Annotated in this window: 26 protein-coding genes; 6 read left to right on the forward strand and 20 right to left on the reverse strand. The window is 65.9% G+C overall.

From position 1 onward, the window contains the following. The first annotated feature begins 60 nt into the window (after positions 1 to 60). From XM1_RS11990 to XM1_RS12010, 6 genes are all read left to right on the forward strand, one after another. Positions 61 to 489: a hypothetical protein gene (locus tag XM1_RS11990; RefSeq protein ID WP_068433702.1), complete on the forward strand. Its 429-nt coding sequence runs from the start codon at positions 61 to 63 to the stop codon at positions 487 to 489. Positions 490 to 545: 56 nt separating this feature from the next. Further along, entirely contained in the window at positions 546 to 764 is a 219-nt protein-coding gene (locus tag XM1_RS11995; RefSeq protein ID WP_145980738.1) for a hypothetical protein, read from the forward strand. Positions 765 to 781: 17 nt separating this feature from the next. After that, complete coding sequence (locus tag XM1_RS23295; protein WP_231920485.1) at positions 782 to 1072, forward strand: hypothetical protein; 291 nt, start codon at positions 782 to 784, stop codon at positions 1070 to 1072. Between the two features lie 211 nt (positions 1073 to 1283). After that, on the forward strand, positions 1284 to 2060 hold the full coding sequence (locus XM1_RS12000) for a tyrosine-type recombinase/integrase (RefSeq protein WP_068433708.1): 777 nt from the start codon (positions 1284 to 1286) through the stop codon (positions 2058 to 2060). 322 nt (positions 2061 to 2382) lie between these two features. Beyond that, positions 2383 to 2607: a hypothetical protein gene (locus XM1_RS12005; protein WP_068433710.1), complete on the forward strand. Its 225-nt coding sequence runs from the start codon at positions 2383 to 2385 to the stop codon at positions 2605 to 2607. After that, the gene (locus XM1_RS12010) at positions 2607 to 3137 is read left to right on the forward strand and encodes a hypothetical protein (protein ID WP_068433712.1); all 531 of its coding nucleotides are present in this window, start codon (positions 2607 to 2609) and stop codon (positions 3135 to 3137) included. The genes XM1_RS12005 and XM1_RS12010 overlap by 1 nt, the downstream gene beginning before the upstream one ends. A 55-nt stretch (positions 3138 to 3192) precedes the next feature. On the opposite strand, the gene XM1_RS12015 is transcribed toward XM1_RS12010, so the two are convergent. From XM1_RS12015 to XM1_RS12105, 20 genes are all read right to left on the reverse strand, one after another. Next, entirely contained in the window at positions 3193 to 3705 is a 513-nt protein-coding gene (locus tag XM1_RS12015) for a hypothetical protein (protein WP_068433714.1), read from the reverse strand. Continuing rightward, a complete protein-coding gene (locus XM1_RS12020) occupies positions 3705 to 3905 on the reverse strand; it encodes a hypothetical protein (protein WP_068433716.1) in 201 nt (66 codons plus the stop codon). The genes XM1_RS12015 and XM1_RS12020 overlap by 1 nt, the downstream gene beginning before the upstream one ends. 2 nt (positions 3906 to 3907) lie before the next feature. After that, positions 3908 to 4369, reverse strand: a complete 462-nt coding sequence (locus tag XM1_RS12025; protein ID WP_068433718.1) for a lysozyme — start codon at positions 4367 to 4369, stop codon at positions 3908 to 3910. Continuing rightward, entirely contained in the window at positions 4366 to 4893 is a 528-nt protein-coding gene (locus XM1_RS12030) for a hypothetical protein (RefSeq protein ID WP_068433720.1), read from the reverse strand. Before XM1_RS12030 ends, XM1_RS12025 begins: the two co-directional genes overlap by 4 nt. 97 nt (positions 4894 to 4990) lie before the next feature. Next, positions 4991 to 7390: a host specificity factor TipJ family phage tail protein gene (locus XM1_RS12035; protein WP_068433723.1), complete on the reverse strand. Its 2400-nt coding sequence runs from the start codon at positions 7388 to 7390 to the stop codon at positions 4991 to 4993. Then, positions 7387 to 7806, reverse strand: a complete 420-nt coding sequence (locus tag XM1_RS12040) for a hypothetical protein (RefSeq protein ID WP_068433725.1) — start codon at positions 7804 to 7806, stop codon at positions 7387 to 7389. The genes XM1_RS12035 and XM1_RS12040 overlap by 4 nt, the downstream gene beginning before the upstream one ends. Positions 7807 to 7857: 51 nt before the next feature. Continuing rightward, entirely contained in the window at positions 7858 to 8400 is a 543-nt protein-coding gene (locus XM1_RS12045) for a DUF1833 family protein (RefSeq protein ID WP_068433727.1), read from the reverse strand. A gap of 2 nt (positions 8401 to 8402) precedes the next feature. Then, entirely contained in the window at positions 8403 to 8741 is a 339-nt protein-coding gene (locus tag XM1_RS12050; RefSeq protein ID WP_068433729.1) for a hypothetical protein, read from the reverse strand. A 1-nt stretch (position 8742) separates the two neighbouring features. After that, on the reverse strand, positions 8743 to 10614 hold the full coding sequence (locus XM1_RS25225; protein WP_068433731.1) for a hypothetical protein: 1872 nt from the start codon (positions 10612 to 10614) through the stop codon (positions 8743 to 8745). Between the two features lie 18 nt (positions 10615 to 10632). Further along, on the reverse strand, positions 10633 to 11142 hold the full coding sequence (locus XM1_RS12060; RefSeq protein ID WP_068433733.1) for a hypothetical protein: 510 nt from the start codon (positions 11140 to 11142) through the stop codon (positions 10633 to 10635). After that, on the reverse strand, positions 11142 to 14138 hold the full coding sequence (locus XM1_RS12065) for a tape measure protein (protein ID WP_068433735.1): 2997 nt from the start codon (positions 14136 to 14138) through the stop codon (positions 11142 to 11144). Before XM1_RS12065 ends, XM1_RS12060 begins: the two co-directional genes overlap by 1 nt. Beyond that, the gene (locus XM1_RS24555) at positions 14128 to 14271 is read right to left on the reverse strand and encodes a hypothetical protein (protein WP_172821917.1); all 144 of its coding nucleotides are present in this window, start codon (positions 14269 to 14271) and stop codon (positions 14128 to 14130) included. The genes XM1_RS12065 and XM1_RS24555 overlap by 11 nt, the downstream gene beginning before the upstream one ends. Positions 14272 to 14285: 14 nt before the next feature. Further along, the gene (locus XM1_RS12070; RefSeq protein WP_231920488.1) at positions 14286 to 14900 is read right to left on the reverse strand and encodes a hypothetical protein; all 615 of its coding nucleotides are present in this window, start codon (positions 14898 to 14900) and stop codon (positions 14286 to 14288) included. A gap of 10 nt (positions 14901 to 14910) precedes the next feature. Then, positions 14911 to 15282: a hypothetical protein gene (locus XM1_RS24100; RefSeq protein WP_156428714.1), complete on the reverse strand. Its 372-nt coding sequence runs from the start codon at positions 15280 to 15282 to the stop codon at positions 14911 to 14913. A 32-nt stretch (positions 15283 to 15314) separates the two neighbouring features. After that, entirely contained in the window at positions 15315 to 16277 is a 963-nt protein-coding gene (locus tag XM1_RS12080; RefSeq protein WP_068433739.1) for a phage tail tube protein, read from the reverse strand. A 26-nt stretch (positions 16278 to 16303) separates the two neighbouring features. Then, positions 16304 to 16738 (reverse strand): hypothetical protein, encoded by a 435-nt coding sequence (locus tag XM1_RS12085; protein WP_068433741.1) that lies wholly within the window; start codon positions 16736 to 16738, stop codon positions 16304 to 16306. Next, positions 16728 to 17408 (reverse strand): DUF6441 family protein, encoded by a 681-nt coding sequence (locus XM1_RS12090; RefSeq protein ID WP_156428715.1) that lies wholly within the window; start codon positions 17406 to 17408, stop codon positions 16728 to 16730. The genes XM1_RS12085 and XM1_RS12090 overlap by 11 nt, the downstream gene beginning before the upstream one ends. Then, positions 17405 to 17722: a hypothetical protein gene (locus XM1_RS12095; RefSeq protein WP_068433745.1), complete on the reverse strand. Its 318-nt coding sequence runs from the start codon at positions 17720 to 17722 to the stop codon at positions 17405 to 17407. Before XM1_RS12095 ends, XM1_RS12090 begins: the two co-directional genes overlap by 4 nt. Positions 17723 to 17727: 5 nt before the next feature. Continuing rightward, on the reverse strand, positions 17728 to 17961 hold the full coding sequence (locus XM1_RS12100) for a hypothetical protein (protein WP_068433747.1): 234 nt from the start codon (positions 17959 to 17961) through the stop codon (positions 17728 to 17730). A gap of 76 nt (positions 17962 to 18037) precedes the next feature. Next, a complete protein-coding gene (locus XM1_RS12105) occupies positions 18038 to 19939 on the reverse strand; it encodes a phage major capsid protein (protein ID WP_068433749.1) in 1902 nt (633 codons plus the stop codon). Positions 19940 to 19941: the final 2 nt, after the last annotated feature.

Consider the following 19941-nt stretch of genomic DNA (forward strand, 5'->3'; position numbering starts at 1 on the left):
AGGGGGCACGAATTTCGTGACTATCGCCATCCACTGAAATTTCACAAAGGAAAAGCCGCGATGACGACAGTCAAGACCAATTCCGCCAAAGCCACCACAGAGACCACCTCCATCGACAACGTGATTTCCGTGGTTCAATGGGCCGAGACCTCGGCCATCGCCCGTGACGGCATGTTCAAATGCGCCAGGGATTTGACGGAAATCTCCCGGGTCGCCGGCCAAACCGTGATCGGAGGATATGCCGATTACGGCAACGAGGTCCGCGACATCGGTTCGACCTGCGCCAAAGCGATGATATCCGGCCTGACCGACGAAAGGTCCGTGTCGGCCAAAGTCGAGGAGAGCGCCTCGGACATGATGAAGCAGGTCCAGCGTCTGATGGACGCCAATGCCCAATTGGCAGAGCGTCAGATCAATGCCGCTTGCGAAGCGTTCACGGCTTTGTCCGCCCTGCCGTCATGCATTCTTGGATCGCTGGACGGCAAGTAGGCTGACAGGCGATGGGGATGGCCCAATCCATCCCCATTCCTGCTCCGGAGACGGATATGATCGACCGACAGACTGTTGCCGATGTGGTGTCTCGGTCCAACGGGAGCGGGGACACACCGATCATGGCCTGTAAAGCGGCGTCAGGCGCCGTCAAGGAACTGGCCTACTGTCACCGCGACCATTGCTTCTTCGTCAAGGTGGGCGGGCGCGAGCGGATGCGCAGCGACACCCTTGAAGTAATCCTCCCCTTCTTCAGCAGCGCGTCGCCGGAGTAAGGGAACAGGAGACGCGGATGCCCAGTCTGCTGCTGATCAATCCGAGGTTCCCCGAAAGCTTCTGGAGCTTCAGATGGGCCATTGATCATGTGTTGCCGGGCAAGAAGGCGGTGAATCCCCCCCTCGGTCTGGCAACGCTGGCGGCGCTGTGCCCCGCCCTTTGGCGGGTCGAGATCATCGACGAAAACATCGAACCGATTCCCCCGACCACCGACGCAGACATCGTCGGTGTATGCGGTATTCCAACGTCACCCTCCAGTTCTCGCGCGGCTGCCCGTTCCGCTGCGAGTTCTGCGACATCATCGTGATGTTCGGTCGCCGTCCGCGGGTCAAGGGCCTGGATCAGATCGAGAAGGAACTGGATCAGTTGCGCAGCTTCGGCGCCCGCAGCGTGTTTTTCGTCGACGACAACCTGATCGGCAAAGCGTCGGCGATTGGCTCGACCGCTACGCCAAAATTATCGATGAACGGGACGTCTCCAAAGCCACCCGCGACGGCATTGGGCAGCGCCTCGGCGTCGTGCGTAAGGAATGGGGCGAAGCCTGCATCATCCAGATTTCGACGCGTGACGTCGCCGATTTCCTGCTCAAATGGGATGCGGCGGGCAAGAAGCGGATGGCCCAGGCCATGCGCTCCCTGCTGCTGGATCTGTTCCGCGAGGCAGTTGCCGCCGGGTGGATCGACCGCAACCCGGTCGAACCCACGCGGGCGCCCCGGGTTCAGGTGACACGGGCACGGCTGACGTTGGAGGCGTACCAGGCCATTCACGCCATTGCGCTGCGGGACTTCCCCGCATGGCTGGCGCGGGCCATGGAACTGGCCCTGGTGACGGCGCAACGGCGGGAGGATATCGCCACCATGGGGCCGCGCAGCATCCACGACGGCAAGCTGTGGGTGGAACAGGGCAAGACGGGGAACCGGGTCTGCATCCCCCTCGATCTGCGCCTCCAGGCCGTCAACTGGTCGGTGGGGGAGGTGGTGCAGCGTTGCCGCGACGTGGTGCTGTCCCGCCATCTGGTGCATCACTCCGCCTTTGCCGGACGGGCCAAGCCGGGCGACAAGCTGCGGCTGCATACCATCACCGCCGCCTTTGCCGAGGCCCGCGACAAGACCGGCCTGACCTGGCCGGAGGGCAAGACGCCGCCCACCTTCCACGAAATCCGCTCGTTGGCCGCCCGGCTCTATGCCGAGCAGGGCATCGATGCGCAGGCGCTGCTGGGGCACAAATCCCCCGATATGACGGCGCTTTACCGCGATGTTCGCGGGTCCGAATGGATCGAGATTCGTCTGGGCTAACGCCTGCTTATTGGACGAGTTTTGGATAAGTTTTGGACGTTTACAATTTAACGCAATTAAATCAGTATGTTGCCGTCAATGCACGGTGCAGACCATGCGCAGCCGGGGATTTCGTAAAATCATAAGTGTTATCAACGCGATGGGCGTGATCCTGGCGCGAATAATCTCCACCAAAAACCCACAGTTACCACCTAGCATTATCAAACACTTACAGGCCCATTCGGGACGGCATCCGTAGAGGCTGCAGCCAATCGACCGGGTGACTCCGCTGCGCAAAGATGGTGTATTGTCGGACTCGCCCAACCACGAGGGGAGGCCGTCCATGCTCCGCACCGCCATCATCCTGGCCGCCATTGCCGGCCTCTCTGCCTGCTCGTCCACCTACGAACCCGTGATCGACCTCAAGGCGTCGAAGAACCCGGCCGAAGCCCAGATGGATTGGATGGGCTGCGAATGGCTGGTCAACAAGTACGGCCTCAACGATGCGGCCACCACCAAGTGCCTGGAAGGGCGCGGGCACAGCGTGATCGGCGTGGTCAAGCGGTAATGCGCCGCGTCCTGTTCGCGGGGCTGCTGGCCGCATCCGTGGCGGCATGTGCCCCGGCAAAGCCGCTGGTGGACCTCAAGACCACGAGCAACCCCAACGACTATCAACGCGACCTGATCGAGTGCAGCGTCCTGGCGGACATGGGCGTCCAGGCCAACCTGCAGCAGTCCCGCGCATCCCTGTTCGGATCGTTCGGAGGGGCGGCGGCATCGGGCGCAAGCGCGGCCGTTCTGGGGCCTACGACGGGAACCATCGGCGGGGACATGACCGCAGGCTTCATTGGCGGTTTCATCGGCGCGCAGATCGCCGCGCCCTTGCGCACCGAGCGCGAGAAAAGCTGGATGGTCGGCCGCTGCCTGGAAAATCGCGGACACCGGCTGCTCAACGCCAGGGACGTATGGCTCACCCCCGAGCGCCACTGCACCATGCTGATTCTGGAAGACGCCATGGGCGGCAGCGATTACCGCCCATGCGTGGCGGCCGAGAAGGAACGGCAGCGCCGGATCTACGGGGACAGCGCCGTCGAGTAGGCACAAAAAAAGGGCCTCCCCGTGGGGAGGCCCGGTGGCTCATATGATCGACCGACTATTTGGCCGCCTGCAATTGGAACCGCTTGGTGTCGGCGCTGCTGCCGAAATAATAGGCCAGCATGGTGATCCAGCCGGTGCCCAGGCTTCCCAGCATGATGTTGAGGATGTCGCGGCTTCCCTGCGGCGGCTCGTGCGCCACCAGCCACCCCAGCAGTCCGAAGAATCCGAGGGTGAGCGAGATGGCCAGGATGCCGGGCACCCGGTCCTTCACCTCCATCTCGCGTTTGCGAGCACTGTCGCGGTCCTGGGCTGCCAGAGCATCGCGGTCCAGGCCCAGCTTTTCCATGGCCTCCGCGTGGCGGTTGTCCTCGGCTTTCAGGGCCAGCAACTGCTCGGGGGTGGCCGCCGCCACCGCCTTGAGCGCCGCATCCTTGTCGCCGGACGGATCGAGGCCCAGGGCCGATTCGATGGCCGAAACGGCGGTTCCGGCCAGGGGGCCGCCCAGCATAGTGGCGATGGTCGGGGCGACCTTGCCCAGGACGCCCAGGGCGTCGTTAAGAAGGCTCATCAGGTGATCTCCTGCGTCAGGGCCGCCACGGCATTGGGATGAAGGCGGCGCGGTTGGCTCGGGTCTCGGCCGCAGCCATCACAGGCCGCGCGGTCGAAGGCGGTGGAAGTGCAGTTGTTCCAGAGGTTCTCCGGGGTCACGACCGGAGGAAGCCAGCAAGGAGGCTGGCCAGGGCCGAAGCGCGGATCGGCGGTGTCCATGGTCAGGCCGCCACCTGATCCGGGGTGAGGAACAGCGCCCGCTCGGCCTCGCGCCGCTTGGCCAGGCCGGGGAGAACCTTTCCGCCCGACTTGTTCCAAACCAGAAACTGCTCGGCGGCCGATACCTTGTCACCGGCATTGAGCCGGGCCAGCAGGGTGGACCCGCGCAGGCGGCCGATGCCGAGGTTGAACACGAAACTGCAGAGAGCGGCGAACTCGTTGCTCGACAGCGGAACCTTGACCGCCGATGCGACTTGCCGCTCGACATCGGCCAGGTCCATGGACAGCAGGAAATCGGCCTGCTCCCTGGTGATGGTGTCGCCCATCTTCACGCCACCAGTGTGGCCATAGCCGATGGTCGGGATGCCGGCCGGGCAGAGATAGGCGTCGAGACGCAGCCCTTCAGCCGCGCGAATAATTTCTCGGCCGAGCGCGTTGCAGCACGGCATGGTCGCGGTGGTCATGCGGAAGTCCTCCTGTTCGATCTCCGCTGCGGATGTACCGACGCCACCAATTCGCTCACGGCGGAAAAGGTGCGGCTGGCTTCCTCCTGGAAGTGCTGGAGCAGGTCGGTGATGTGCTCCAACTCGGGTCGCAGAACGACCCGCCCATATTGCTCGTCGATGCGCTCGTGCAGGCGGTTGACGGTCTGCTTGATCTCCGCCCGGTGCTCGCGCCGCTCCTCCCTGTCGGCCTCGACCTGCCGGGTGAGTGCGTCCATCCGCACCACCAGCAACTGGATTGCGGGGCACCCATCGGGGGTGGACGGCTTGCACGATCCAGGGTCAGGATCGTCGTCATTGTCCTGGCCCGACTTCGGGGCGCTGTTGCGCCAGATCCACAAGGAGGCCAACACCGCCATCACCAGGACCACGAAGACGCCGAAGGCCCAGGCGTTGCCATTGGCAGCCTGGGACGCCACCCCCGTGGCGGCCTGCACGGCACTGTCGGCGAGAGATTGGCTTACAGGCGGCGCAGCATCGGTCATTCGGTCATTCCCCCAGCACGAAAAGCCGCCCAGCCACGGCCGGACGGCGGTTGATTGATGAAGCGTTGAACTCTTTGCGTTGAACGGGACGCTGGGCCTAGTTGACGTGGACCCTGCTATCCTCGGCCACGGCGCTCACTTCCACTTGGTCAGCGCGCGGCTTAATGGATCGGACCCGAGCAAGCTGGGTCCATTTTTCACCGGGGCCGAAGCTGAAATAGGTCCGCTCCTCGTCGCTCCCGGTGTAGGGCGTCACCGTCATCGGCTCCAGGAACCGCACCTGGAAGTCCTCGCCCGTCACGGCCTCGACCTCGAACGGCCCGGCCAGGCGGCCGTCACGGCGGCGCAGGGCGATGTAGTGGGTCGATCCTTCCGTCCACTCCATCGGCTCGGATAGGGTCATCACCACGTCCTGCCACGACGGGCTGCCTCCGGTTCCGGCATTGCCGGACGTATCCCAATCCACCACCTCGCCGCCATGGCCCCAGCGCGGCATGTCGTGGGTGATGGCGATCAGGTCGCCGAAGGTCGGGATCATGCCGTCCAGTTCAGTGCGGAAGGACACCATCTTGCGGCGATAGCGATTGTCGGCCGCGATGAAGTCGCCCTCGCGCAGCGCATGCTCCTTGGCGGTGCATCCGAACAGCGACACCTTGGCCGGATTCTCGGCCGCGCTGTCCGGCAGCTTGGCGGTGACCTCGTCGGGCTTCCAGGTGCGGTCGCTGAAATACGACACCGTCACCGCGTCGGCGGTGTCGTCGCTCGGCATGATGTACTGGATCTTGAGCGAGTTCTTGACGATGTTGCGCGGCCCGAACATGGCCACCGGAATAGTCTGCGGCTCGTCGCGCACCACGCGGATCGCCCCACCCTGCAGGATCGGGGCGGCGCGACCGCAGCGGGCAATGCGGGTCAGCGCCTCCCACACGGTGAGCGAGGAATCGAACACCGCGTCGAACCTGTCGCCACGGGCCTCCCATACCGCGTCGAGCGCATGCAGGGCCGCCAGGTCGATGCGGCTGTCCGGCAACTTGGCCCCATAGCTGGCCCGGCACACGTCGGCGAAGGCCCAGGCGATGGAGCGGGTCGCCTGGGGCGCGCTCCAGCCGGTGGTGGGCGACCACACCGGAATCTTGCGGGTGACCAGGCAGTTGATCAGACGAGACGAACGCTGGGACAGGTTGTCGGTGGCCCGCATCTTGACCGCCAGCAGCGTCACGTCGCCGAAGTCGGGCGTGCCCACCAGATAGGAGCGCAGGGCGTTCCAGCGGATTTCGTGGCCAGCGCGCGAATCAGTGTCCTTGTTGTCCAGCCGCTTGGCCTGCACCTCGTAGCGACCGGGCGTCACTGCATACTTGTACGACTTGCGCAGCACGGTGTTGGTGGCGGCAGTGACCGATTCGGTGGCGAGAACCGTCCACGATCCGGTGGCGGTTCCGTCGCTGTCGATGGGGCGATACTCGACCTGCCACTGGATGGTCTTGGAATCCAGCCCGCCGCTGTTGTTGGCGTAGTAGAGGCCGCGCCCGAAGATCACGTCGATTCCCAGGTGCCCCGCCTCGGTATCCACCGGGTTGGCCGCGAACGGCCCGACATAGCCGTCCTCTCCGGTGGACAAGGTGTTCGGGGCCTGCAGTTCCTGGCCAGCCACCTCGGGGGCCGACACCACATCGGCCTCGAACAGCGTGACGGTGCCGCCGGGCGGCACAACCTCGTACTGCACCTCCTCGAACGACGAGAGGGGGGTGTCCTCGATACGGATCTTCTCGATCACGTACTCACCCTGACCAATGAGGTGAAGCTGGTGCAGGTACTGCTCGTTGTCCACGAACTCGTCGAAGGGAGCGGTGGCGATGTCGGGATAGACCAGATGCCGGCCGTAGATGACCGGGATCGGCTGCCCCAGGCGCGCCGAGTTGCCCTGCGACTGCAGCGAATAGGTGGGGCTGGGGGCCGGGGTGCTGCCGAAGCCGCCCCAGTTCATGTCGGGGGTGGATGGGCGCGGCGCGGGAACCAGGGCGCTCACCAGAGCGGTTCCGGCCATGCCGACCACCGCCGTGCCGATTCCGGCCGCCATTTCCCAGGTGAGGCCCACCCCCATCTCGGCGAAGGCCGATCCGATGTACGGGGCCAGTAGGCCGCCGGTATAGATGGCGGCCACCATCACCGCGATCATCAGCACGGTGCGCATGGGATTCTTGCCGCCACCGCCACCACCGCCGCCGCCATGGGGAAGGGCCACGAAGGCACAGAGGTCGCCTTGGCGGATTTCCCGGCTCTCCCAGTCGGCGCGCAGCAGCGGCTCGCCGTTGAACAGGCAGATGGTGGGAAGCGGGAACTCGTCGATCCCGCGCTCGGCCAGGAAGCCGCGCACGGTGATCGGCTCGGCCACCGGCAGTACGGCACGGCCGCGCTCGGGCTGGAAAGCGTTGGCCACCATCACCACCACGCCCGTGGACAGCGGCAGGCGGATGGGCCTCAGCACCTCGGCGGTCATGCCGCACCTACCGGGCCGACATAGCGATAGACGCCGTGAATCTTCCACCCATTGACCAGCAGGGCGCTGGGGCGCTGATACACGACGCCGGAATCGCGCGAGCAGTGCAGCACGCCACCACCATCGACATCCAGCCACACACCGATATGAATCGGGAACCGGGCCTGCCGCATCAGAACGCCATCACCGGGCACCGCATCGGAAAGATCGACCTCCAGCCAATGCCTGCGCTCGGGGTGGTCACGGAATTCCCTGGCGAGTTCCAGCAAATCGTCCGCATAGGGGATCGCGGGAAGCGTGGGGCGGCCGAAGTGCTTCGCCTGCACATGGCAGAAGAACGTCCAGCAATGAAACACGTCCGGCCCTTCTCCCGTGGCGGACCACGGGAGGCCGATGTATTGGGAAGCCCAATGCATGGAGGTCTCCGAGGGCGGGGCTTCGAGTGCCCCGCGTCTTGCGTTAAATGCTTACCGGGCCAAGCCGGGGAAGGTCTTGGCGGTGTAGGTGGCGCTGGGGAAAGCCTTGTTGCCCACGTCCAGCATGCGAGCGCGGCCGGTGACCCGCAGCGGGTCGGCCTCCACCTCGGTCATGATCAGGGTGATCGGCGGGTCCATATGCGGCCCCTCCAGGTCGGTGGAGAGGTAGGGCCGATACGTCACCTCGATCTTGTCCTGGCTGATGGCCGCCCCATCGAGCGCGTCGGTGATCTCGCGCCCGACGTTGTCCATGGCCACGGTGATCTCGGGCACCGGGCCGGTGTCCACCGGGGGAAGCTCCAGGTCGAAGGCCAGGGCGGTGAAGGTCACTATCTGCCCACCGTTGCGCGGGGCACCGGCCTCCAGCCGCGCGGTGAGATCGGCATGGTCCCGCACCACCCGGATGGGGGCGGGGTTGCCGTCCGCATCCAGGAAGGTGGGGTGCCAAATCTCCAGCGTGTGCAGGATGACCACGTCCGCCGGGGCGGAGGCATAGGCTTCCTTGATCGCCTGGGAGAGCAGCGGATCGGGCATGGTCAGACCGGGGGGTTCTCGGCCGCGCGCAGAGTAACTGCAGCCTCATATTCGCCCACCTCGACCATGCTTTCCGGCATGGGAAGAAGCACATGACGCGCGTCAATGTTCACGCGCCCAGTTTCTTCTCCCGTTTCCCGGTCATGTAAGGGGGCGGAATATGCAGGCTCGTGAATCAACACGCTCGGGAACGCGCTCGGCTCGACATCAGGATATGCTACGCGAAATTTTTCACGCGCATCTTCGTCCTTATACCAATCAATAACAGTATTGCCCGCTCCGAACGTGTTGACGAACAGGCGCGAATACTTGTCATCTCCGTTATGCAAGATGGTATGCATGTTACGCTCCGATTGTTACTTCCTGGATTGACCCGGCACCGCCAGCACCACCAGCGCCGCCCGCGCAGGTCGGAGAGCCGGCAGTTCCGCCGGAACCGCCCGCTCCGCCGTTCGCCTGAACCGTCCCGCTGTTGGTATAGGCGCCGCCATGCAGGATGATGATGGACCCTCCGCCAGCGCCACCGCCCCCGCCACCAGCGCCAAACCCGCCAGCACTGGGCTCGTTGCCGCCAGCACCGCCGGCCCCGCCGTTGGCGCGCACAACCCCGGTGGCCCCGATGGTGACGGCTCCCTTGGCAATGATGATTATGGTGCCACCGCCGCCGGCCCCGCCGGCAGAGCCGTTTTGCGACCCACCCCACCCAGTCCCACCGCCGCCTCCGGGGTTTCCAGCACCACCACCACCACCAGCAGCGGTATTGCTGGAGTACCAGCCAGGGGTGCCAGATCCACCAGCACCGCCATAGGTGGCAGCATTGTTCGGGGTTCCGTGCCCACCGCCGCCTCCGCCGCCGCCAGAGCCGCCGCAGAACGCGGTGCCAGCACTTCCTGCTCCGCCCTTCGCGCCTCCGCTGGTGTTCTGACCGTACCCGCCAGAGCCGCCGCCCCCGCCGCCTCCGGTCTGGCCAGCAACGCCAGCGGAGCCAGCACTCCCGGCCGCTCCTGCGGAAAGAACGGAAACGCCACCGCCACCTCCAGCCGCGCCAGAGGCGGGGGATTTGTACCGGGTAAACGATGAGCCAGACGACTGGTTGGCCTCGTAAGTTGACAAGAGGGCGTTGACAGCGGACGAGCCAAAGCGGTCCACATAAACGTCATCGGAGGGCTGACCCGAGGCCCCATTGCTGTCCATGTGCAGGATGCCATTGATTGTCACGTTCCCGGTGCAATACAGCACCATGCACTTGGCGCGCTGCCCAGTCGTGACGGTATGGCCGCTGTTGACCGTGATGCTGGTGAACTGCTTCACAACGATGCCAGTGTCATCGACACCGCTCGACGTGTTCCACGACACGTTTCCAGCAGTATTGAGAGCGCCGTCTGCACCACTGCCAAAATAGTTCTTCCCGCCGCTCATCTTCGACAGGAGCGCCTTGCGGATCAGGCCCGCGCTCGCGTCGAAGAACATGCCGTAATCTGCCGAAACGTCCACGTCAGGCTCGTTGGTGAGGCCGGCGATGTCCACGGCCAGATTGAGGCGCTCGTCTCCGCCTGGGGATATGACAGCTTTGGCGATCCCCGCTCCAACGGTGAGCTTGGTGTTGAGTTTGTCCTGGGTCGTGTCGCTGTTGGTGATCTTCACCGCACCCGGAGTCGCAGATTGGGCCAGCGCAGCGGATGCAGCGGCGTTAGTTTCCGACTGAGCCGCATTGGCGGCGCTGGTAGCGGCCTGATCACGATACCCCTGAGTGGCGGCCTTATCGGATGCAACCGTCGCCTTGTCCGCCGCCACGGTCGCCTTGTCGGCGGCAACAGCGGAGCGATCCGCAGCGGTCGCCACAGCGTCGGCATCCGCCGCCAGACGGTCAGAATGGGTCGACGCCTTGTCGGCAGCGACCGTCGCCTTGTCGCCCGCTACGGCGGCCTTATCTGCAGCCACGGTCGCCTTGTCGGCCGCCACCGCCGACCGATCAGCGGCGGTCGCCGTGGCATCGGAAGCGGTGCTGGCCACAGCCGCAGCGATGGAGCCGATCTCGGAAACGATCTCCGCTTCGATGTCGGCCACCGCCTTGGCCACCGTCTTCACCGAGCCGCCCTCGGTGGTGACGGTGCTGCCGGTGCCCGAGTCCGGGCCGTGGACGATGGAGTGCAGGGTGTTGCTGTCCGCCGTCACCTTGGCGACGGCTGATTCAAGATCGGTCTGCAGCGTCATGCTTTCCCTCGGGGATTACTACCAGGCGGAGCCGGGCATGGTGGTGTGGACGGTGGCGTGCAGCGAGGTTATGGCCGCGAACAGTCCGGTCACGTCCTCGGCCAGCACGATGTTCAAGGCCGGCTCGGTCAGCACCGGGCGCTCGCGGATTTCCAGCGTGGTGGTGACGATCCAGCGGGACCCCTGACCGGGGCCGCCCCGCTGCGGATTGGCCTTGTACGGGGAATTTCCGCTGCCGACGAACCGCGCCTCGTGGGCGACAATGCCAAGGCCACCAAGGAGGTCCATGGAGAACCAAGTGGCACCCTCTTTGCCCTTCCACTTGTACCAAGCCTCGAAAATGCCGAACTCCCACTGAGTGAAGCGCCAGCGGACGGGAATGCGGGTCGGGGTCTGGGTGTAGCGGCGTCGCTGGCGGGCGGGGCCAGCCTCCATCTCGGTGCGCAGCACGCCGTCCTGCGGTTCGATGCCGTAGTTCTCGAACGTGGGCAGCGGCAGCTTGTCGGGCCAGGAAACGGTGGTGGCCATCAGCGATACGCTCCTGCAGCCGGGTTAAGGCCGTAACGGCGCTCCATGGTGGGGGCGATGCCTTCACCGCGGGCGATGTTGCGGCCCATCCGGGTCTCGATTTCCTCGACGAAGATGTCCAACTGCATGCGACCGCCGCCGCCCTGCGACCACTGGGCGCGGGCCTGGGCGTTGGGCGCGGAATTGTTGACGTTGACGGTGATCCCCACGGGCGGCTGGGACATGGCCGCCGACAGCAGACGGTCGGCATTGTCCATTTGACGCGGCGTGAACACCCCTTCGCCGTCCTTGGCGATGATCCGCCGCTCGCCCGCGATCAAGCCACCAGTGTGGTAGCGCGGCGCACTGGCCCAGGCCGCCGGTCTGTCGCTGCGGTGGTCGAGGCGATCCGCGCCCAGGATGCCGCCGGTATGGGCGATGGCAAAATTCCCGGTATCGGGCACGGGAGCGGAACCGCCCGAGGAAGCGGACGCGCCCGCGCCGGACCCGCCCGAGAACATGCTGCCGATGCCGCTGAACATGCTGCCCAGGAAGCCAAATCCGCCACTGGCCCCGCCAAAGAACGGGGCAACCACCGACATCCTCCAGGCCGCGCGCAACGCCTCCTCGGCCAGACTGTTGAACAGGTCGCGTCCCGACATCTTGCCGGTGGTCGCCCACTGCACGAAGGCATCCTCGCTGGCCCGCAATGCGCCGGTCATCGCCCGCTCGGCGTTCAACGCGGCATTGGTCGCCTCGTCCGCGTAGTCCTGGAGGGCGCGCATGGCACCGTCCTTCCACTCGCGGCTGGCCTCCAGCTTGTCCCGCTCCAGTTCCTTGTACCGGCGGGTATAGGCTTCCTCGGTCAGCGCCCCGGAGGCCCGCTGCTCGTCCAGTTTGGCCAGTTCGTCCCGAAAGCGCACCGAGGCATCATAGGCCAGATTGGTCTGGTGGGCCTCGTCCTTCACCGCCTCGGCATACTGCCGGGCACGGGCATCACGGTACTCGGCGATCTTCGGATCGCCATCCTGCAGCCCACGGGAGCGGGCGAACTTGGCGGTGTCGTTGTCGATGGTGACATCGCGCACCCGAGCGCGATCACCGCTGCGCATGGCCTCGGCCAGAGCCTGGGCCGCCTTGATCTCGCGCTCCAGGTCGGCGATGGACTGGGCCGCGCCAGAGCGGGTGCGCGATTGCTGCAGGCGCTCATAGGATGCCGCCAGTTCGCCGTTGGCATCGGTGAGGCCCTTGGCAGCCTGATCAGCCAGCCAGTTGGCGCGCTCGGCCGCCTGCACCTCGGACACCGATCCGCGCGCCGAATCGGCCACCCGCTGGTTGGACGCCACCTCTTGGTCGAGAGAGCGCAGCAGGGTGTTCTTCTGCTCCGCCAGCCGGCCGTCGTCGATGCGGCGCAGGGCGTCATCATAGGACCCAACCGCCGCGCCGCCGTTCTTGAGGGCGAATTCCAGCACCTTGACCGCGCGGGCCGCGTCCATCTGCGCCCGGCCGCCCTCACGGGCCGCCTGGGCGAGACGCTGCTGGCCGCGCGCCTGCAGGTCGAGCGCGACCACCTCTGCCTGGGCCTGGGCGGACAGTTCCCCTTCGCCCTTGAGCTTGGCATCGCGGGCCAGCGCGTCCTTGATTTCCCGTTCCTTGGCCGGGGTGCGATAGACGCCACCCTGCTGGAACAGTTCCTTCTCCAACTGCTTATAGCCCTTGGCCGCATCATAGAGCGCCTTGGTGCGGGTGAATTCCGCATTGCCCTTGGCGCGGGCGGCATTGAGCTTCTCCTGCCACTCCACCTCGAATTGCAGGTCGGTCAACTTCTCGGTGAAGAGAGGCTCACGCTGCTGGGAGCGCACCCGGTCGCGTTCCGCCTTGGCCTTGGCCTCTTCCTCGGCAGCCTTCTTTTCCGCAGCAGCGATATCATCCAGGATGCGCTGGCGCTCGGACTGGAGCTTGCGAAGCTCCTCATTGTCCGCCTGCAGGGACGAGGTGAAGCCGCGAAACCCAGTCGCCAACGGCCGCCCCATCGAGCTACCGCTCGACGCCCGCGCGATACGGTCCTCAACGTCCTTGAGTTGGGCCGCGAGACTTCCGTCGCTGGGAGTGGATTCCTCCAGCACGCGCGCGGCGAAATTGGCGCTGCCGGACAGAACACCACGCAGCCAGGGGGCATTGGTGAAATTCGTCCAGGCATTGGACATCCGGGTGACGGCGCGCTCGGTGGTGTTGGCGCTCTCCGCCGCCGCCGCGTCGAAGCTTTTAAGAGCGGTGATCAGGGTGTCGCGGAAGAAATCGGCCGTGACCTTGCCCTGATTGACCAACTGGCGGAAACCACCGGCAGGGAGGCCGGCAGCGCGGTCGAGGGCCTGCAGCAGGCCGGGCATAGGCTCGACCACCTGATTCAGTTCCTCGGCGCGCAGCGTGCCCGACGACAGGCCCTGCGCCAGGCCGAACAGCGACTGCCCCAATTGTTCGCTGTTGACGCCCAGGGCCATGGCCGTGGACTGGAACCCAGCAAGCAGCGCCCGCGCTTCGCCCGTGGTGATGATGCCGGACTTCTGCAGCACCATCAGGCGCGAATACGACTCGATAGTGGAATCGAGCGCGGTGCCAGTCTTTTGCGCCTGGGCGTACAGGTAGCGGGTGGTCTCGGCGAGAGCGGACTGACCGACCAGACCTTTCAGCCGCGCCTCCAGCGTCTCCACCTTGATGGTGGAATCCACCATGGCTTTGCCGAACACCGCGATGGCGGCCCCAGCGGCAATGCCGATGGGGCCGAGCGCCGTCATGGCCGAACCGAGTGGGCCGAGACGGCTGGCCACGGCGGAGAGTTCACCACGGACGCCACCGCTGGCCGCGTTCACGGCCAGCAGACCCTTGGACGCAGGTTGGGCGGCGGCTTCGATACGGGAAAGCGCCTTCTGGCCATCCTCGCCCAGTTGGAGCAGGGCGCGCCTTACCGTCTCTCCATCCTGGAGGGACAGGCGGATGGCAATGGACCTAGTCGCCATTGGAGTTCCGTCGCTCTTTGAGGGCTTTCACCAAGCCGTGCTCGCCGTGGGGCAGCAGCAGGGCCATGGCGGTTTCGTCGTACCCAAGCGCGCGGGCCTGGGTGAGGAGGGCGGGAAGGTCGAGGCCGAGCACCTGACCTTGCGGACCTACGCGGCTTGCCCCTGCGGAGGAGAGGAGGAGATCCCAGGCTTGCCAGCCCTCTTCCGTTTCCGGGGCGTGCTCGTCGTATGGGCATCGCTCGCCGTCGTCTGATCGGCCACCGCAGGCGCAGGCGAAGTCGTTTTCCCGGCACCCTCGGCAGTATTCCGGCCCGCCCCCGAAGTGCCATTCGGCGCGGGCCTGGATGCGTTTCCCTCGGCGAGCACGGCCTCGTGGGTGTCGGTGTAGGAGACGACGAACGCCTCGGCCATGCGCGGGATCAGCATCAGGTCGGCCACCGCCTGCTCGGTCACATCGGCCGGCAGGTCATCCGCGCCCAGCACGCCTTCCCAGCGGGTGATGGCAGAGCGGGCCAGCGCCTGGGCGAACAGCAACTGCGACAGGCCGGTCACCGCGTCGTTGTCCGACAAGTCGGGCAGGCCGGTCACGTCGCCGCCGGCCGAGCGGATGTCGGCGTGCTCCTCGGCGATCTCGCGGGCCATGCGCCACGAGCGCGAGCGGGCCGCCTCGTAAACGGCCGTGGTCAGCGGGCGAACGAACACGCGCACGCCATGGGGAAGGTCGAGCCAGTAAGGCTCCTTGGGAATGGACAGACGAATCATGGAACCCCCTTCAAGGAATCGCCAAAGGGGCGCAAATCCTGGCGGACTTGGCGCTCAGAGCCAAAAACTTAGCTATTAAAGCTAGATTGTTAACTTTCTTACACGCCTTGCGCGCGATCCTGCCGCGCCAGTATTTTTGGCGCTCACCGTCAAGCAGATAGCGCCAAGGGACAAGAACGTGTCGCTTTCCATCAATCGACAACTCAAGGCAGCCCGCGCCCTCGTCGGGTGGGAGCAAAGTGACCTCGCCGCCGCCGCCGGGGTCGCTGTTGGCACTATCCGGCGCATGGAAAGCATTGAAGGCCCCATCCGGGGCCAGCATGAAACGGTGATGAAGGTCCAGCAGGCGCTGGAAGCGGCCGGGATTGAATTCCTCAATCACGGCGCTCCAGGCGTCCGCCTCAGACCATCACGCTAGTAGGTGGCCACGTCGTTCTTGAGGGTGACCCGCAGCAGATAGCCGGACACCGAATCCTTCGCGGCGCGCCAGTCGTAGCTGGCCTGGATGCCACCCGGCCCCTTCACCTCCTGCTTCTTCTTCGGCAGGAACACACGGGGCCAGTGGAACTTGAGGGAATAGCCGGACGCACCGGGGATGGAAAAGGCGTATTCCAGGTCCACCGGGGTCTCGGCCGAGATGGCGGTGGTGAGGGTGGTGTCGGTGCCGAAGCGCACGTCCACAGAACCATCGGAGGTGGCCTCGGTTTCGTCCACGCCGTCGATCAGGCCGTCCGAGCGGATGGTCTCGACGCGCTCCAGGTTGTTGGAGAAGCTGGCCTTGCCGCCGACCACGTTGGCCAACTGCGAGCCACCGACCTTGATGGTGCCGCTGCCCTGGTTGAACCGCTTCAAGGCGTAGGAGGTGGGGGTGGCGTAGATGGACGCGCCGGCCTCGGTTTCGCCCTGGGCGACCACGCTGATGGTGGCATTGGCCGGGCCGGAACGGGCCATGTCGAAGGACACCTTGTCCAGCTTGGCACCGCCGTGGCGGAAATACTTCGGGGTGGTCAGCTTGGTGTGGCCGATCTCGAAAGCGAGGCTGGGCAGGTCGCCGCCCGAGGTGAAGACGTGGCTGTAGGTGCCGTCCCCGTTGTCGGTGGTGACCGGAGCGCCCATCAGGCCCTTGAGCCAGAAGCCCACGCCGCGCAGGTCCAGGGGGATACCGAAATCACCCTCATCCTTGACCGCCTCATAGAAGGGGTCTTGGGCATCACGGCCCTGGCCCAGCAGCGGGTCATAGCCCAGCGGGCGCTCGGCCCCCAGGCTGCTGTCCTTGAAGGCCAGACGGGCATAGCCGTCCGTGGGGATGGTGCCGTAAGTGGACTCGAACGCGCCCAGCAGGGCAACGTCGGAGCCGTAAGCGCGGGACTTTCCCATCAAACTCTCCTTTGGCTCTTGCCGCGTCAGCCGAGCGGCGTTGGACTCACGTACTCAAGGAACACGGGCACCATGGCCGCCTTGACGCCGGCCGCACCCTCCACCGCTTCATCCTCGATCTCGGGCGCGCCAGGCGTTGCCCAATCGACCACGCCGCCGAGGGTGGGGTCGGCGGAGAGCTTGGCCCCGATGGCGCGCAGGATGGTATCCAGCGCCGAATCCCGGCTCGCACTGGCGGAAGCCTGGACCTGCACCACCAACTCGGCGCGATGGGTGTAGGCGTACTGCAGGGGCGACAGCAGCACCTCGGGGTCGCCGGGATCGCCATCGCGCAGGCTGATCAGCCCGCCGCTGGGGATCTTGGCGTCTTCGCGCTCATTGCGCTTCACCGTGGGGCCGGGAACGCCCTGCAGGGCCGAGAACAGCGCCTTGAGCGCCGCCTCGCGGGGACTATCGGCCATTGGCGGCCTCCCAATGCTGGACAAGGAGTTCCGGCAGGCGGTCCTCCCAGAACGGAACGACGCGGCCGACATTGAGCCGCTTCTTGATGGTGATCTGCGGCACCAGCAGGAACATCGGCACCGCACCGGCCTGCAGGATGGCCTCGGTGCGGCGCACCCGGCCGCTGCCGAGCATCTGCTTTTCGACGAAGGCCAGATCGCGGACCCGGCCCTTGACCTGCCGCTGGGCGTGGGCCACGCGGGCGAACAGCAGAAGGTTCCCCTTCTTGGACCGCTGGACGAAGGTGTCGCGCAAATCCTGCGGCCGATAGATCATCTTTCCGCCGCGCCGGCCGCCGCGCATGTTGAACCCCGTGGGGATGGCGAGGTATCGGCCATGGGTGGCGCGGATGATCGCGCCGTTCTCGAACGCCCACATGGCCTTGGCCGCCGAACGGCCCTTCACATAGACGAAGGCCGCCCCCGACAGGGGAGACGAACCGCGATAGACCCGCACCGCCCAGGCGCGGGACAACTTGCCCAGTCCAGCATCGGCCACATGCTGGCGCAGATCGTCGCGCAGGCCCGTGCCGGCTTCGCGCAAAGCAGCCTGCGCGGCACGCTCGGCCGCGTTCATTTCCTCGCGGACGATGGCCGGTAGTGAACCGAGAATGGCAGCGCCAAGCCTCATTCCTCGCGCGCCTCGACGGTCCAGATGGCGCGGGAATCGTCACGCTTGGGGACACCCTGGACGGTGTAGAGCGTGCCATCCACGGTGATCGTGTCGCCTTCGGCCGGGGCCTGGACCTCGGCCACGCGGACCTTGAAAACGGCCGCGTCCGTCACCGAATCCTGCCCGAACAGCGACACCGAGCGGTCGGCTCGGGCCGGGAGAACGGCAATAGCCACCCCCGCACCCGTGCCGCCGACCCGGTAGACCGCGCTCAAGGCGAAGTCGTCGGTGTCGAAGAAGGCCGCCAGATCGTCGGCATCTTCCACCGCCATGGCGATCAGCCCTGGCCGAGGGGCAGGGTGCCATCGCCGCCCTGCTGCGGGCCGCCATCGGCAGCGCCACCGCTGGAATCGCCCTTGGCAGGCTTCTCGGGCTTTTCCTTGCCCTGGAACGCCTCCGCCTTGCGCATGGCGATCAGCACCCTGGCGTCGTCGTCGGCCACATCGTGGACCTTTCCGGCCCGCAGCAGTTCGCCGCTGGCGAAGGTGTCGCGCAGAACCTTGACCTTCATGTTCCTTACTCCCCATAGCGAACGGGGCGACCCGAAGGCCGCCCCGTTCCGCGTTCAACGCTTGATGGATGCCCGGTTACGAGGACAGGGCGTCCAGCATGGCGGCGAAGGACTCGGCGCGGCGCACGGCCACGTCCACCGACTGGAAGGCGGTGACGCGCACGGTGCCGGCGGACGAGCCGGTGTAGGGATCGACCAGGATGTCGAGCATGCCCCACTCGCCGATGATCAGGTCGGCCCAGTTGCCGAAGAAAATCGCCGAGCAGACGCCGTTGGCGGTGCCCTTGGTGAGCGCGCTGCTCACCTGATTGGAGGCACCGGCACGGTAGCCGTTCATCATGCCGAAGCCCTGGTCGGCCGGGTTGTTTTCCCAGACGAACATGCCGGTGTTGGCCGCCTTCTGGGTCTGCTTGAGCTTGCCGCGCATCTTGGCGTTGGTCAGGTAGCCCAGGCTGCCCAGATCGGCGTTGTCCACCGCGACCTCGGTTTCCAGGTCCACGATATTGCCCCAGGTGGGGGCCGCACCGTTGTCGCCGCCGACCACCGAGCCGATGCCGGTGATGTTGGCCACGCCCTTGGGCTGGTTGTTCGAGCCGGTGCCATGCAGGGCGGCCAGGTCGATGCCCAGGGCCAGGATCTGCGACAGGTCCGAGCGCACCAGCGATTCCACGTCCAGCGACGACTGCAGCATCAACTGCCGGGAGAAGTCGGTGAACGCGGCGATGGTCTTGGGCGACATGGTGACCTGACCGATGGTCTGCTGCCCCTCGGTCGGCGCATTGTTCTCCGCCACCCAGTAGGCGGTGGACGAGCCGGTCAGCTTCGGGATCGCCAGATTGCCCTGCAGGCCGGACAGCACGCGGGCACCCATGGCGCGGACCATCATGCGGTTGCGCAGCAGGTCGATGAACGAGGACGAATCCAGGTCGGTGGCGACGGCATTGCCGCCGGCCGTGGCGGTGCCCACCAGCAAGTCGCGGCGCTGGATGTCGGCGCGGGCCTGATAGTCCACCGGCACGAAGAAGCCCTTCGGGGCGGCCCCGGTACGCTTGGCGACAGCGGCCGAGCATTCCATTTCGAACTCGGCACCACGGCCAGCCGACTTGGGGTCCATCATGGAGGCGATGGCGCGGGTCAGCGAGTACCGCTTGGCCTCCTTCTCGGACAGGCCGATCTCGTGCTGCTTGAGCAGGATGGCGTTGGCCTGATCGCCCAGGCTCATCAGCACCTCGCCCTTGAACAGGTCGGCGGACTTGCCGGACTTGATCGCCTCGTTGGCCTTGTCGCGGCAGTTGAAACGCTCGCCCACGGAAATGATCTCGCGGACGCGGGATTCCTCGTTCTTGCGGGCCTCGGCGCGGATGGCCTCCACGTCGACGGTGACGGTCGCCTGGGCGGTAGCCGCCGGGGCGGTAGCGGTAGTGACTTCGCTCATCGGAGCTTTCCTTTCGATGGTAACGGATTGAACATTGACAGTATCGGCCTCACGCCCGACGCCAACGGTGGGGTCGGCGGGGATGGAGACGATGCTGATTTCCAGGGGCCGCCAGTCGGTGACGCGGTAGATCGAAGGCGCGTCCTTGTTTTCTTCGACCAACTGCAGCTTGTTGATTTCGTACCCGACCGAGACGTTCAGCCGGATACCGTCCAGCACATCGCGGAAGATTTCATCGGCACGGGTGCCCTTGCCAAAGCGCACCACCGCCCGCCCCTTGCGGTCGGCTCCGATGGAAACTTCTTCGATGATCCCCACCTGATCGCGGGGGTTATGGTCCATCAGCAGCGGAGCCTGCCCGGTTTCCAGCCAGGACAGGTCGACCTCGCCACGGCTGTGGCCCAGAACTTCGACGCCCCAATATCGCTCGTAGGGGGCTTCGGACGAGAAGGCCAGCTTGACGGTGCGGTCCTCCTCGTTGATGTCGGCGCGCGTGATCGTCGCGGCCCGGTATTGCGGGCCGAGCTTGATGGTCTCGGGCATGT

Source organism: Magnetospirillum sp. XM-1, assembly GCF_001511835.1.
Lineage (GTDB): Bacteria > Pseudomonadota > Alphaproteobacteria > Rhodospirillales > Magnetospirillaceae > Phaeospirillum.